The following is a 12,272-nucleotide window of genomic DNA, read 5'->3' on the forward strand; positions in this document are numbered from 1 at the left end:
AGACGATGCGCGCAGGTTATTGGATACCCTTGCGTCGTGCCGATCTACGCCGCCTACGGGTCCAACATGGACTCGTCCCAGATGCTCGAGCGCTGTCCGCACTCCCCCATGTACGGGACGGGCTGGTTAGAGGGCTGGCGCCTCACCTTCAGCGGCGACGACATCGGCTGGGAGGGCCCGCTGGCCACCGTCGTCGAGGAGCCGGGCGAGCGGGTATTCGTCGTGCTCTACGACGTATCGCCCGAGGACGAGCAGCGCCTGGACCGCTGGGAGGGTTCCGATTTCGGCATCCACCGCAAGATCCGGCTGCGCGTGACGCCGAGTGCGGGCAGCGGTTCCGAACCCATCCTGGCCTGGCTGTATGTCCTCGATGCCTACGAGGGCGGGCTACCGTCGGCACGGTATATCGGCGTCATGGCCGATGCGGCCGAAAAGGCAGGCGCGCCAGCGGAATACGTGCATGCGCTACGCACTCGCAACAGCAAGAATGTCGGACCCGGCTTCTTCGGCAGCTGAACAGCAGCGGCCGACCCATCGAGGGTCGGCCGCTTTCTTGTCTTCGTCAGCTCGCGTTCAACACGATATTGCTGAGCACCCGGACACCGACGGCAAGCGCGCGCTCGTCGAGATCGAAGGTCGGCTGGTGCAGATCCAGCTGTTCGCCGTGCCCGGACCACACGCCGAGGCGGGCCATCGCGCCCGGCACCTCTTCCTGGTACCAGGAGAAATCCTCACCGCCACCGGACTGCAAGGTGTCGGCGAGCGCGTCCGGGCCGAGCATGCGGATCGCGTCCTCGAACATCCTGGTCGAGTGCTCGTCATTGACCACCGGCGGCACGCCGCGGCGGTAGTTCAGCTGGTAGCGCACTCCGGTCGGGGCGAGCAGGCCGTCCACGATCTCGCGCACCATCGGCTCCAACAGCGACCAGGTCGCGTGATCGCCGGTGCGGACGGTGCCGGTGAGCATGCCGGTCTGCGGTATCGCGTTCGGCGCCTTGCCCGCGCTGACCGCACCCCAGACCATCACCGTGCTGGTGCGCGGGTCGATGCGGCGGCTGAGCAGACCGGGCAGGCCGGTGATCACGGTGCCGATGGCGTAGACCAGGTCACTGGTCAGGTGCGGACGCGAGGTGTGCCCGCCCGGCGAATCGAGGACCAATTCGATGGTGTCGGCGGCCGAGGTGATCGCACCGACCCGAATGCCGACCCGGCCGACCTCGAGGCGCGGATCGCAGTGCAGTGCGAAGATCCGATCGACGCCCTCCATCGCCCCGGCGGCGACCATATCGATCGCACCACCCGGCATCACCTCTTCGGCGGGCTGGAAGACGAATCGCACGCCCACCGGTAGCTCCTGATCGGCCAGCGCGAGCGCGGTGCCGAGCAGGATCGTGGTGTGCGCGTCGTGACCGCAGGCGTGCGAGACGCCGGGGACGGTCGAGGCGAAGCTGAGTCCGGTGAATTCCTGCAGCGGGAGCGCGTCCATATCGGCGCGCAATCCGATGCGCGGTGCGTCCACCGGACCGATGTCACAGAGCACCCCGGTGCCGTTGGGCATCTTCTGCGGCGTCAACCCCGCCTTGGTCAGCCAGGCCGAGACGAACTCGGTGGTGGCGAATTCGGTGCGGGACAGCTCCGGGTTCGCGTGGATGTGCCGACGCCACTGGATGAGATCGACCGTGTGCTCGGCCAGCCAGGAATCGACCGCATCCGGTCCGACTTCCGCGATATCCGATTGCGCGGCGCTGCCCTGGCCCCCCATGGTCGCGCGCGTCACCGCCACGGAGCGTGTCGCGTGCGCCGCGGAACGGCCGGTAATGCTCACCGAATGTCCTCCTGTCGTTGAACGAGCCGTTGCAACAACCTGTCCCTATGTACTTGATCGCGAGCTACGGCGATAGCGGTACGCGCGAGCGCGATCGCACCGTCGGTTACCGCACGATCGGCCGAAGCGTTGACACTCGCCGCGGCGAAGCCGGGCTGATGCGTCACCGCCCCACCGGCATCGATGCCGATGACCGGATGTATGCCCGGTATGACGTTGGTGACGTTGCCCATATCCGTACTCCCGAGCGGTCGCTGCGCCTCGAGTTCCGGTGCGATCGGCACCCGACCCAAGTCGACGATCTGCTCGCGGTAGGCAAACAGTAATCCCGGATCGGGCGTCAGCTCGGTATATGTCGGCGCAACCGTCCGGATTTCGTGAGTGCAGCCGGTCGCCAGCGCACCCGCCTCGAAACAAGCCGACGCTCGTCGCATCAGATCGTCGAGGGATGCGGAGTCGACTGCGCGTAGGTAATACAGCAGTTCCGCACGTCCGGGAACGATGTTGGGGGCTACGCCACCGTCGCTGACTATACCGTGCAGTTGCTGTCCGGGTCGGAGATGTTGGCGCAGCAATCCCAGAGCAACCTGCGCGATGGTCACCGCGTCGCCCGCATTCCGGCCCATTTCCGGGGCGGCGCTGGCATGCGCCTCGTGACCGTGGAAGACCACCGACAGATCCGCCAGCGCCAGCGAGCGCGCGTCGACGATATCGATCGGGCCGGGATGCACCATCATCACCATCGCGGCATCGTCGAAGACGCCGCGCTCGAGCATCAGCACCTTGCCGCCGCCACTCTCCTCGGCGGGTGTGCCGAAGACCACGACGGTGATGCCGAGGGCGTCGGCCACCTCGGCGAGACCGAGTCCGGCACCGACCGCGGATGCGGCGATGATGTTGTGTCCGCAGGCGTGCCCGATCTCCGGCAGCGCGTCGTATTCGGCGCAGATACCCACCGTGAGCTCGCCGGATCCGTAGGTCGCGCGAAATGCGGTCGGCAGCTCGGCGATGGGAGTCTCGATCGTGAAACCGCGTTCGGCCAGCGGCGCGATGGTCTTGGCGACGCTGCGGGTTTCCTCGAACGCCAGCTCCGGTTCGGCGTGCAGCGAATGCGAGAGCGCGACCAGTTCGGGTGCGGCGGCCAGGATCGCGGCATCCGCCGCCGCGCCCGGGTGCGCGACGTGGTGGTCCGTGCGTGATTCGGGGTGCCCGCTGCGCGTTGGTGGCATGGCACACAGTCTGGCACTGCGCGGATGATCGGGCGCACCCTGCGTCCAGGGGCGATGTCGCCGCGCGACGCAACGGTTGTGCTCGAGTTGCGGTTATCCCGCGGCGAACGCCAGATTCTCCGGGGTGGTTGGGGTGGCGAGCCCGGCGAGCGCCTTGGCGTGCAGCGACCGCTTGATCACCGGCAGATTGGGCTTGCGATTTGCCGCCAGGGCGCCCGCGCGCTCGATCGCGGACTTCAGCAACACATCAGCATCGGCCTTGGCGTCGACAATTCCCGCGGCAATGGCCTCGTCGGCGGCGAAGCGGTGACCGGTGGTCATAGCCTGTACGCAGACCTGATTGGCGAGGCGCTCGGTGAGCAGCGCGTTCATCCCGACGGTGAACGGCATGCCGAGGTGCACCTCGGGCAGGCACCAGAAGCCGCGGTCGGCGCGCATCACCCGGAAATCGTGCGAGGTGGCGAGCATCGCACCCGCACCGAACGCGTGCCCGTTGACGGCGGCGACCGTCGGTAGCGGGAAGGTCAGCAGCCGGGTGTAGACGCTGTGCACGCGATCGAGGTAACCGTGCATCTTGTCCAGATTGCCGAACAGCCAATCGGTGTCGAGCCCGTTGCTGTAGAACTTCCCACTCGCCGTTGTGACCAGGGCCGCCGGTCCCTCGGACGCCTCGACCTGGTCCAACAGCCCGTGCAGCGCATCGATCCAATCCGGATGAAAACGGTTCTCGCTGTCGGTCTGCCCCTCGTCCCCGAGGTAGACGACGAACACATCCCCTTCACGTTCCAGGTACGGCATGCGTGCAGCGTAACGGGTAAACGATGGAATACCTACTCGCGGGTAGCAAATCCTGGGCAGGTCAGATGACGCACCCGACGCCGCTCCCCCGGGCGCCACCGGAGCAAGCCTTACGCGCGAGGAGATCGCGTTTCGCGCGATCGAGTGGGAGCGCGCGCTGGCTCGACCATCAGGGCGCATATGCACCAAGAACCGAACGTCCAGCCATCAGCGACCCCAACGGAGCGAGCCTTACGAGCGACCCGTTCGCGGCCCGTCTCGCGTCCGAGCCGTCGAAGCGCATCCGCCGCAGGCACGGGACTCGACCACCCGGCTCGCGTGCATCAAGTACCGAACACTCCGCCAACCCCAACGGAGCGACTCCTACGAGCGACCGTTCGCGGCCCGTCTCGCGTCCGAGCCGTCGAAGCGCATCCACCGCAGGCACGGGACTCGCCCCACCCGACCGAGTGCATCAGGTGCCGACCACCCCGCCATCACCAACCACCACGGAGCGAGTCTTACGAGCGACCGTTCGCGGCCCGTCTCGCGTCCGAGTCGTCGAAGCGCATGCGACGAAGTCGCGAGTCTCGACGGCTCGGACGCGAGACACCAGGGGGCCGCGAACACGCCGCGCCGAGGCGCGGCAAATCAGATACCGTGACGGCATGCTTGCCGAACAGGCCGCGAGGGCGATTGCCGAACGTACGGGAGTGGAACGGCACCGGGTTGCGGTGGTGCTGGGATCGGGCTGGCAGGAGGCGGCCGCGGAGATCGGCGTGCCGACCGCTTCGGTGCCGATGCCGGAGCTGCCCGGATTCGGGACGCCAAGCGCGCAAGGGCATGTCGGGATGGTGCATTCGGTCGCCGTCGACGACACGCCCGTGCTGCTGCTGATGGGGCGTCAGCATTTGTACGAGGGCTATCAGCCCAGCGATGTCGTGCATCCGGTGAGCGCGGCGATCGCGGCGGGCGTGGAAACCGTGGTGCTCACCAATGCGGCGGGCGGCATCCGGGACGGACTGCGCGTCGGTGAGCCGGTGCTGATCAGCGACCATCTCAATCTCACCGGCCGCACACCGCTGGTGGGTGCGACCTTCGTCGATCTCGTGGACGCCTGGGATCCGGAATTGCGTTCGCTGGCAAGGGAAATCGATCCGAGCCTGACCGAGGGCGTGTACGCGGGTCTGACCGGACCGCAGTACGAGACCCCGGCCGAGATCCGGATGCTGCGCACCATCGGCGCGGATCTGGTCGGCATGTCGACGGTGCTCGAGGTGATCGCGGCCCGTGCGCTCGGGGCCCGGGTGCTGGGCATTTCGCTGGTCACCAACCTCGCCGCGGGTGTCACGGGTGCGCATCTGTCGCATGCCGAGGTGCTCGCCGAGGGACATGCGGCCGCCCCGCGTCTCGGCAAACTGCTGCGCGGCGTACTGGAACGGCTGTAGATGCTGCGCTTCGGCACCGCCGGGCTCCGCGGGCCGCTGCGGGAGGGGCCCGACGGCATGAACCTGGACACGGTGAGCCGGGCGAGCGCCGGACTCGTGGACTGGTTGCGCGGTCGCTGTCTCGGCGGCGGTGCGGTCGTCGTCGGGCGCGATGCCAGGCACGGCTCCGCCGAATTCGCCATCGCGACCGCGGAAATCTTTGCCGCCGCGGGCTTTCCGGTGACGCTGCTGCGCCGACCGCTACCCACCCCGATCGTCGCTTACGCGGTGCGCGAGCTGGGAGCCGTTGCCGGAGTGCAGATCACCGCATCGCACAATCCGGCGACGGACAACGGCTACAAGGTCTATCTGGACGGCGGTTCGCAACTGATCGCACCGGCAGACACCGAGATCGAGCGCTGCATCGAGGCCGTCACCGAGCCGATCGCCCGCACGCCCGTCACTCCGGCCGCCGATGACCTGGTGCACCGCTATATCGATCGGGTGGCTCGGCTGCCCGAGTTGATCGGTGGTCCCGGTGCGCGCGGCGATATCCGAATCGCGTTGACGCCGTTGCACGGGGTCGGCGGCGATACGGCCGTGGCAGCTCTTGCCGCGGCGGGATTCAAGCATGTGCACGTCGTCGGTGCGCAATTCGCGCCCGATGCCGAATTTCCCACCGTCGCCTTCCCGAACCCCGAAGAGCCCGGCGCCACCGACCTTTTGCTCGACACCGCCACCCGGATCGGCGCCGATCTCGCGATCGCGCTCGACCCGGATGCCGATCGCTGCGCCATCGGAATTCCGGACGGCGACGGCGGCTGGCGCATGCTGCGCGGCGACGAAACCGGCGTGCTGCTCGGCGATTACGTGCTGCGGACCGCGCCGCCGGGTGCCCTGGTGGCGACCACCATCGTGTCGTCACGATTGCTCTCCGAGATCGCCGCCGCTCGTGGCGCGCGGTACGCGGAAACGCTGACCGGCTTCAAATGGCTGACCCGCGCGGGCGACGGTCTGGTCTACGCCTACGAGGAGGCCATCGGTCACTGCGTGGACCCGGCCGCGGTCCGCGACAAGGACGGCATCTCCGCGGCGGTGCTTGCCGCCGATCTCGTGGCCCGGCTGAAGGTCGTAGGACGCACCCTCGCCGACGAACTCGACGACTACGCGGTCGAGTTCGGCCTGCACACCACCGACCAGGTCGCGCTGCGCCTACCCGATCCAGCCGCCGCCGCGGACGTCGTGAACCGGCTGCGCGCCGCCCCACCCGCCGAAATCGCGGGCGAGCCGGTCGAATACACCGATCTGCTCCAGGTGCGCGGCCGAATGCGCACCGACGCACTGATTTTCGAGGGCGCGAAGTCCCGGATCGTGGTCCGGCCGTCCGGCACGGAGCCGAAACTCAAGTGCTACTTGGAGGTGGTCGAGCCGGTCGCTACCCGGGACGCACTCGATGCCGCACGATCCGCCGCCGAGCAACGTCTCATCGAACTCCATGCATTCTGCGACGACCTGTCGATGGGGTGAGATCAGCGTGGGCCGAATTGGCGGTCACCCGCGTCGCCGAGGCCGGGGACGATGTAGGCATCGGAGTTGAGGCCCGAGTCGACGACCGCGGTGACCAGGCGCACGGGCAGGCCCGAATCGGCAAGGGCGGCAATACCTTCGGGGGCGGCTACGACGCAGACCGCGGTGATGTCGGTTGCGCCGCGGGCGGCGAGCAGCTGCAGTGTGTGGCGCATCGAACCGCCGGTGGCCAACATCGGGTCCAGTACGAAGACCGGCATCTCGGACAGGTCGGCGGGCAGTGATTCCATGTACGGCACCGGCTGATGGGTGGTTTCGTCGCGGGCGATACCGACGAAACCGACCCTGGCGTCCGGAATGAGTTCGGCGGCCGCGTCGACCATGCCGAGCCCGGCGCGCAGCACCGGAACCAATAGCGGCGGCCGCGCCAATCGCGTTCCCTCGGTGTCGGATACCGGTGTGGTGATCGGGAAGTGGACCACCGGCGCGTCCCGCAGCGCCTCGTAGATCAGGATTCCGGTGAGATCGCGCAATGCCGCGCGGAAGGCCGGATTGGCCGTTCCCGCATCGCGCATCGTGGTCAGCAGGGCGGCGGCGAGTGGATGGTCCACGGTGTGCGTGCGCATGAGGGAACGATAAGGTCGAAGGAGAGTTCGGCGGCGAACCTCCACCCGAATTTTTTTTCGAACGGCTGGAACCGATCGGCAAGGCAGCGCGTCGAACTAGGTGGATGACGTACTCTGCCTGGGAAAGAACAGATGGGGGAAGCACTATGCGAAAGATGTCGGCCGACACCGAGGGCATTACCGCCTACGGCGCGACCGCCGCGGCGATGTCAGGTGATCTCGCCGCCGCAGGAGTCAGCGCCGCGGCAGCCGATCCCACTCTCCTCGGCCCCATAATGGGCTTGATCGGCGGCGATTTCATGGCCGCCTACGCTGCGGCGCACGCCGGGCACGTCGCCTCGATCGGTGAGTTGTCGGCGGTGCTCGCGAGCATGGGCGGCGCGGCAGCCTCTTCCGCCGTCGTCCTCGAGGAAACCGACCTGAACAATGCCGCCGGACTGAACGCCACCGGGCTGGACGGGTGACACCGTGATCGATGTCAGCGCCCTGGTCCAGCCACTGCTCGACCTGCTCTCCAGCTTCGGCACCGGCGTCCTGCCCACCGGCGGTCCCGCCGACGCACTGACCTCCACCTCGACCGCCGTCGACCAGGTGCACGCGGTCGGCCGCAACAGCATCAACCAGGTGAACAACGCGTGGGACGGCGCGGCGGCCGACGCCGTCACCGCGAAGGCGCTGCGGGTGCAGACCTCGGCCGCCACCATTTCCGACCGCGGCAACGATATGGCCACCGTCGTGAATCAGGCTGCCGCCCAAGTCGAAACGGGCCAGAAGGAACTGAACGGGATAGTCCAGTCGTTCGTGAACCAGGCCACCAGTCTCGGTCCGGCGCTGGCCACACCGGAGGGGCTCACGGTGCTCGTCGGCTCCGCGATAGACCACATCGGTCAGGGGTTGAATGTGGTCGGCCGGGTACGCAACGAACTCGATACCCAGACCGCATCGATGAACGAGCTGACACCCCCGCCGTCGACGCCGTCGCTGTCCAATGTCGCCAGCACGGTCGGCACCGCCACCCAGGGCGCCTCGCAATTGTCATCGACGGTGAGCAGCGTCGCGAGCGGCGCGGGCGGCATGCTCAGCAGCCTGATGAGCACCGCGAGCAAGGCCGGCACGACGACCGCGAGCACGGCGCCGAGTTCCAGACCGAGTACGAGCAGCACCACCGGGACCGGACAGTCGACGACCTCCGGCAAGGGCGTGAAGATCACCCTGCCGGACGGCAGCGTCGTGGAGGCCCCGAACGAGAAGGCGGCGACAGCGGTCAAGGCGGCGATCGGCGCGGTCGGCACGCCCTACGTGTGGGGTGGCAATACGCCCGGTTCCGGACTGGACTGCAGCGGTCTGACCAAATACGCCTATGGCGAGGCCGGTGTCGATCTGCCCCGGCTGGCCCAGGAACAAGGCAACGGCCATATGCAGGTCTCGCCGGGCGATCTGATGCCGGGCGATCTGGCGGTGTGGGATGGCCACGTCGCGATGGTGATCGGTAACGGGCAGTTCGTCGAAGCCGGTAATCCGGTCCAGATCAGCTCGGTTCGAACCGACAACATGGGCATGAACTTCCATGGCTTCTACCGGCCGACCTCATAAATGAGCGGAGCGAACCACTGATGTCCCAGCCCCAGACTCCACCGATACCCAATGTCACGGTGGCGTCCAGCACCAACCGATCGGGCACCATCTCGGTGCGTGCCACCGACCAGGGCATGCCGATCGAGATCAAGTTCGAGCGCAGCGAATACCGTTACGGCGCGCAGACTCTCGCCGACGAGATCCTGCGGTTGACCAAGCGCTCCACCGTCGCCGCCCGCGCCCGCCGCCGCGAACTGCTCGCCGAGGCGGGCATGCCCGCCGACATCCTGGACAAGCTCGGCCTGCCCACGCGACAGGCTGCGGTGGACGAACTGGACCGGATCGACGACGCGGACACGGGACCGACGAGCTGGATGAGGCCGGTATGAGCGAGCGAACGATGAGCACAGCCGTCACAGAGCCGAGCGCTAGCGAGGCGCAGGCATGAGCGCGGAAATGGATGCGTTGGTCGCCAACGCGACGGCGAAACTGGAGGCGCTCGAGGCCGCGCTGTACGGCCTGAAGCAGGTGCACGGCCGGTTCCGGACCGAGGACGGGACGGTCAGCGTCGAGGTGAACAGCGACGGCGCGCTGGTCGCGCTGAGCCTGTCGGAATCGGTCACCTCGCTGCCGCCCGCCGAGGTCGGCCAGCTGATCGTATGGGCCTGTCGCCAGGCCGCCGAGGACGCCGGTGCGCAGCGATCGAAGGTCGTTGCGACACTGAACGAGTCATTCGCGGTCGCGCCGAAGGGTGCCCCCGGAAGCATTGGAGGCGGGCCGGATAGTCACTGACTCGGAAGGTCGATAGGCTTCCGCACATGGCTTCTGGAGACATCGTCCCGATCGAGCTCGGCCTGACCGACGGCGATCTCGTCACCCTGTGGGCACCGCGCTGGCGCGACGGTGATGACGAGTGGGAGGCGTTCCTCGGACATGAGGACTCCCTCTACGGTTTCGAGACCGTCGCGGAGCTGGCCGCATTCATCCGGACCAACTCCGATAACGATCTCGTGGACCATCCGGCGTGGAAGGTCGTGGCCGGGTTGTCGGCGGTCGAACTGGAGCCGGAGGAGAACTTCACCTTCGATCTGGTCGGGGTGCCGGAGCTGGTCGCCAGCGATCCCGATGTGGACACCATCGCCGAGCTCGACGACACGCTCAGCATGGTGCGCAATATCGGTGAGGTGTGCGAGCTGGAGACGGTGACCAAGTTCTTCGGCTCGCATCCGGTGGTCGGCGCGTTGGCCAGCGGCGTGAGCGCCTTCGTCGGGCGCGACGGCGAGGAGCTGTGGGATCAGATCGGCGCGGCCATCGCCAAGGGCTGGGACGATGTCCTCGACGCCATCGACTCCGTGGTGCAGACCCCCGAGGTCGACGCCGAGGCGGTCGCGGTCGCGGAGGCCGAACTGCTCGCCGCGGAGGAGAACGTCGTCGACGCCGATGACGCGGCCGACAGCGAGGAGGACGAGGAATTCGAATCCGTCGACCTCGATGCGGACGACGAGGACGAAGAGGACGAGGAAGAAGAAGACGAGTCGTTCTGGCACGAGGTCGGCATCGACCCGGTCAAGATCGTCACCTCCGACGGCACCTACTTCACGCTGCGCTGCTACCTCGACGACGAGCCGATCTTCCTCGGCAAGGACGGATCCATCACCGTCTTCGGCTCCGAGCGTGCGCTGGCCCGCTATCTGGCCGATGACCATGAGCACGAGCTGGCGCGGGTGAGCACCTACACCGATGTGCAGACCGCCGCCGTCGACGGTTCGCTCGAGGTCGAGGTGACCGACGAGAACGTCTACGTGCTGCCCGGTCTCGCCGACGATCTGGCCGAGGGTCCGGAGGCGGTCGATATCGAACAGCTGGATCTGGCGGTCGAATTGTTCACCGACGCAGCCGATTACGCCGATGACGACACGGTGGAGCAGGCGCTGGCGCAGTCCACCCCACTCGGCTGGTACGTCTCCTACCTGTTGAACCCGGACCCGACCCGCCTGGCCCCGAACCCGCCGTTCACCGCGGAGGCCCAGAGCTGGCGGGACCTGGAGCGCAACTTCGAGTCCAGGCTCACGCAGGAGAAGTAGCTAGCCGAGCAGTACGGCGTAACCCGGCTTGATGATGTCGTCGATGATGCGCAGGCGTTCGGGGAACGGGATGAACGCGGACTTCATCGCGTTGATGGTGAAGCGTTCGAGGTCGCTCCAGCCGTAGCCGAAGGTCTCTACCAGCTTGAGCATCTCCTGGCTCATGCTGGTATCGCTCATCAGGCGGTTGTCGGTATTGACGGTGACGCGGAAGCGCAGCCGCGCCAGCAGGTCGAACGGATGCTTGTCGAGTGCGGGGACCGCGCCGGTCTGCACATTCGACGACGGACAGAGCTCGAGCGGAATTCGGGCATCCCGCACGTAGTTCGCGACCAGTCCGAGCTGCGCATCCTCGACCGCGCCGGGAACGGTGATGTCGTCGGTGATCCGCACGCCGTGGCCGAGCCGATCGCAGCCGCAGAATGCCAGTGCCTCGTGGATGGACGGCAGTCCGAACGCCTCACCGGCGTGAATGGTGAAGTGCGCGCTATTGGCTCGCATGTATTCGAAGGCGTCCAGGTGGCGGCTTGGTGGGAAGCCCGCTTCCGCGCCCGCGATATCGAAACCGCCGACACCACGATCGCGCCACCGCACCGCGAGTTCGGCGATCTCACGCGAACGCGCGGCATGCCGCATGGCGGTGAGCAGGCAGATCACCACGATCGGGTGACCGGCCTCGGCCGCGGCCGCCGCACCCTCGCGGAATCCGGCGAGGGTGTGCTCGACCACCTCGTCCAAGGTCAGGCCGCGCTCCAGATGCTGTTCGGGAGCGAAGCGCACTTCGGCATAGACCACGCTGTCGGCGGCGAGGTCTTCCGCGCATTCCCGAGCCACGCGGCGCAGGCCCTCGGGAGTCTGCATTACCGCGACGGTGTGCGCGAAGGTTTCCAGATAGAGCTCGAGCGAGCCGCTGTCGGCCGCATCGCGGAACCACGCCGCCAGCTCGGTCTCATTGTCGGCGGGTAGGTCGTCGTAACCGCAATCGGCGGCGAGCTCCAAAACCGTCGCGGGCCGCAGACCACCGTCGAGATGATCGTGCAGCAGCGCCTTGGGAGCCTGGCGGATCGAGGCAAGGGTCAAAGGCATCGGTCCTGTCATGACCACACGTTAGCCGCACCGACCCCGTCATGCGGCTGTGATTGCGCTCTCCGCCGCCCCTACCAGAGACATAACCCGCAATTTCCCTGCTCGAGTAGCCGATA

General features: G+C 67.4%; 13 protein-coding genes. 8 read left to right on the forward strand and 5 right to left on the reverse strand.

Annotated elements, in window-relative coordinates:
* Window positions 1–36 precede the first annotated feature (36 nt).
* A complete protein-coding gene (locus tag NA5_RS06165) occupies window positions 37–516 on the forward strand; it encodes a gamma-glutamylcyclotransferase family protein (RefSeq protein ID WP_062982810.1) in 480 nt (159 codons plus the stop codon).
* 46 nt (window positions 517–562) lie between these two features.
* Here NA5_RS06165 and NA5_RS06170 read toward each other — a convergent pair whose 3' ends face one another.
* The 3 genes from NA5_RS06170 to NA5_RS06180 all read right to left on the reverse strand — a co-directional run bounded on the left by NA5_RS06170 (window position 563) and on the right by NA5_RS06180 (window position 3,852).
* Entirely contained in the window at window positions 563–1,762 is a 1,200-nt protein-coding gene (locus tag NA5_RS06170) for a M20 family metallopeptidase (RefSeq protein WP_062983311.1), read from the reverse strand.
* Window positions 1,763–1,821: 59 nt separating this feature from the next.
* Window positions 1,822–3,054: a M20 family metallopeptidase gene (locus NA5_RS06175; RefSeq protein ID WP_084483924.1), complete on the reverse strand. Its 1,233-nt coding sequence runs from the start codon at window positions 3,052–3,054 to the stop codon at window positions 1,822–1,824.
* A 93-nt stretch (window positions 3,055–3,147) separates the two neighbouring features.
* Window positions 3,148–3,852: an enoyl-CoA hydratase-related protein gene (locus NA5_RS06180; RefSeq protein ID WP_062982812.1), complete on the reverse strand. Its 705-nt coding sequence runs from the start codon at window positions 3,850–3,852 to the stop codon at window positions 3,148–3,150.
* A gap of 647 nt (window positions 3,853–4,499) precedes the next feature.
* On the opposite strand from NA5_RS06180, the gene NA5_RS06185 reads away from it, so the two are divergent.
* Both NA5_RS06185 and NA5_RS06190 read left to right on the forward strand, forming a co-directional pair.
* Window positions 4,500–5,279: a purine-nucleoside phosphorylase gene (locus tag NA5_RS06185; RefSeq protein WP_062982814.1), complete on the forward strand. Its 780-nt coding sequence runs from the start codon at window positions 4,500–4,502 to the stop codon at window positions 5,277–5,279.
* On the forward strand, window positions 5,280–6,785 hold the full coding sequence (locus NA5_RS06190; RefSeq protein WP_062982816.1) for a phospho-sugar mutase: 1,506 nt from the start codon (window positions 5,280–5,282) through the stop codon (window positions 6,783–6,785).
* Window positions 6,786–6,787: 2 nt separating this feature from the next.
* Here the strand turns inward: NA5_RS06190 and upp are convergent, their stop codons facing one another.
* Window positions 6,788–7,411 (reverse strand): uracil phosphoribosyltransferase, encoded by a 624-nt coding sequence (gene upp / locus NA5_RS06195; RefSeq protein WP_062982818.1) that lies wholly within the window; start codon window positions 7,409–7,411, stop codon window positions 6,788–6,790.
* Window positions 7,412–7,566: 155 nt separating this feature from the next.
* On the opposite strand from upp, the gene NA5_RS06200 reads away from it, so the two are divergent.
* Genes NA5_RS06200 through NA5_RS06220 form a run of 5 tightly spaced genes read left to right on the forward strand, consistent with a single transcriptional unit; the run spans window position 7,567 to window position 11,070 of the window.
* Window positions 7,567–7,875 (forward strand): hypothetical protein, encoded by a 309-nt coding sequence (locus NA5_RS06200; protein WP_245672115.1) that lies wholly within the window; start codon window positions 7,567–7,569, stop codon window positions 7,873–7,875.
* A 4-nt stretch (window positions 7,876–7,879) separates the two neighbouring features.
* A complete protein-coding gene (locus NA5_RS06205; RefSeq protein ID WP_062982822.1) occupies window positions 7,880–9,004 on the forward strand; it encodes a C40 family peptidase in 1,125 nt (374 codons plus the stop codon).
* Between the two features lie 20 nt (window positions 9,005–9,024).
* Window positions 9,025–9,375, forward strand: coding sequence for a hypothetical protein (locus NA5_RS06210; protein ID WP_040686879.1), 351 nt, complete (start codon window positions 9,025–9,027; stop codon window positions 9,373–9,375).
* Window positions 9,376–9,430: 55 nt separating this feature from the next.
* Complete coding sequence (locus NA5_RS06215) at window positions 9,431–9,778, forward strand: YbaB/EbfC family nucleoid-associated protein (protein WP_062982825.1); 348 nt, start codon at window positions 9,431–9,433, stop codon at window positions 9,776–9,778.
* Between the two features lie 26 nt (window positions 9,779–9,804).
* Window positions 9,805–11,070, forward strand: a complete 1,266-nt coding sequence (locus NA5_RS06220; protein WP_062982827.1) for a SatS C-terminal domain-containing protein — start codon at window positions 9,805–9,807, stop codon at window positions 11,068–11,070.
* Here the strand turns inward: NA5_RS06220 and NA5_RS06225 are convergent, their stop codons facing one another.
* Window positions 11,071–12,168: an adenosine deaminase gene (locus tag NA5_RS06225; RefSeq protein ID WP_062982828.1), complete on the reverse strand. Its 1,098-nt coding sequence runs from the start codon at window positions 12,166–12,168 to the stop codon at window positions 11,071–11,073. It lies immediately after the preceding gene.
* Window positions 12,169–12,272 lie beyond the last annotated feature (104 nt).

Origin of the sequence: Nocardia anaemiae NBRC 100462 (assembly GCF_001612725.1) — a bacterium.
GTDB classification, from domain to species: Bacteria; Actinomycetota; Actinomycetes; order Mycobacteriales; family Mycobacteriaceae; genus Nocardia; species Nocardia anaemiae.

What these genes read in the sequence shown, in the direction of transcription:
- NA5_RS06190 (WP_062982816.1), top strand. Translation starts at nt 5,280, where the DNA reads ATGCTGCGCTTCGGCACCGCCGGGCTCCGCGGGCCGCTGCGGGAGGGG.
- NA5_RS06185 (WP_062982814.1), top strand. Translation starts at nt 4,500, where the DNA reads ATGCTTGCCGAACAGGCCGCGAGGGCGATTGCCGAACGTACGGGAGTG.
- NA5_RS06175 (WP_084483924.1), bottom strand. Translation starts at nt 3,054, where the DNA reads ATGCCACCAACGCGCAGCGGGCACCCCGAATCACGCACGGACCACCAC.
- NA5_RS06180 (WP_062982812.1), bottom strand. Translation starts at nt 3,852, where the DNA reads ATGCCGTACCTGGAACGTGAAGGGGATGTGTTCGTCGTCTACCTCGGG.
- NA5_RS06215 (WP_062982825.1), top strand. Translation starts at nt 9,431, where the DNA reads ATGAGCGCGGAAATGGATGCGTTGGTCGCCAACGCGACGGCGAAACTG.
- NA5_RS06200 (WP_245672115.1), top strand. Translation starts at nt 7,567, where the DNA reads ATGTCGGCCGACACCGAGGGCATTACCGCCTACGGCGCGACCGCCGCG.
- NA5_RS06170 (WP_062983311.1), bottom strand. Translation starts at nt 1,762, where the DNA reads ATGGGGGGCCAGGGCAGCGCCGCGCAATCGGATATCGCGGAAGTCGGA.
- upp (WP_062982818.1), bottom strand. Translation starts at nt 7,411, where the DNA reads ATGCGCACGCACACCGTGGACCATCCACTCGCCGCCGCCCTGCTGACC.
- NA5_RS06210 (WP_040686879.1), top strand. Translation starts at nt 9,025, where the DNA reads ATGTCCCAGCCCCAGACTCCACCGATACCCAATGTCACGGTGGCGTCC.
- NA5_RS06220 (WP_062982827.1), top strand. Translation starts at nt 9,805, where the DNA reads ATGGCTTCTGGAGACATCGTCCCGATCGAGCTCGGCCTGACCGACGGC.
- NA5_RS06225 (WP_062982828.1), bottom strand. Translation starts at nt 12,168, where the DNA reads ATGACAGGACCGATGCCTTTGACCCTTGCCTCGATCCGCCAGGCTCCC.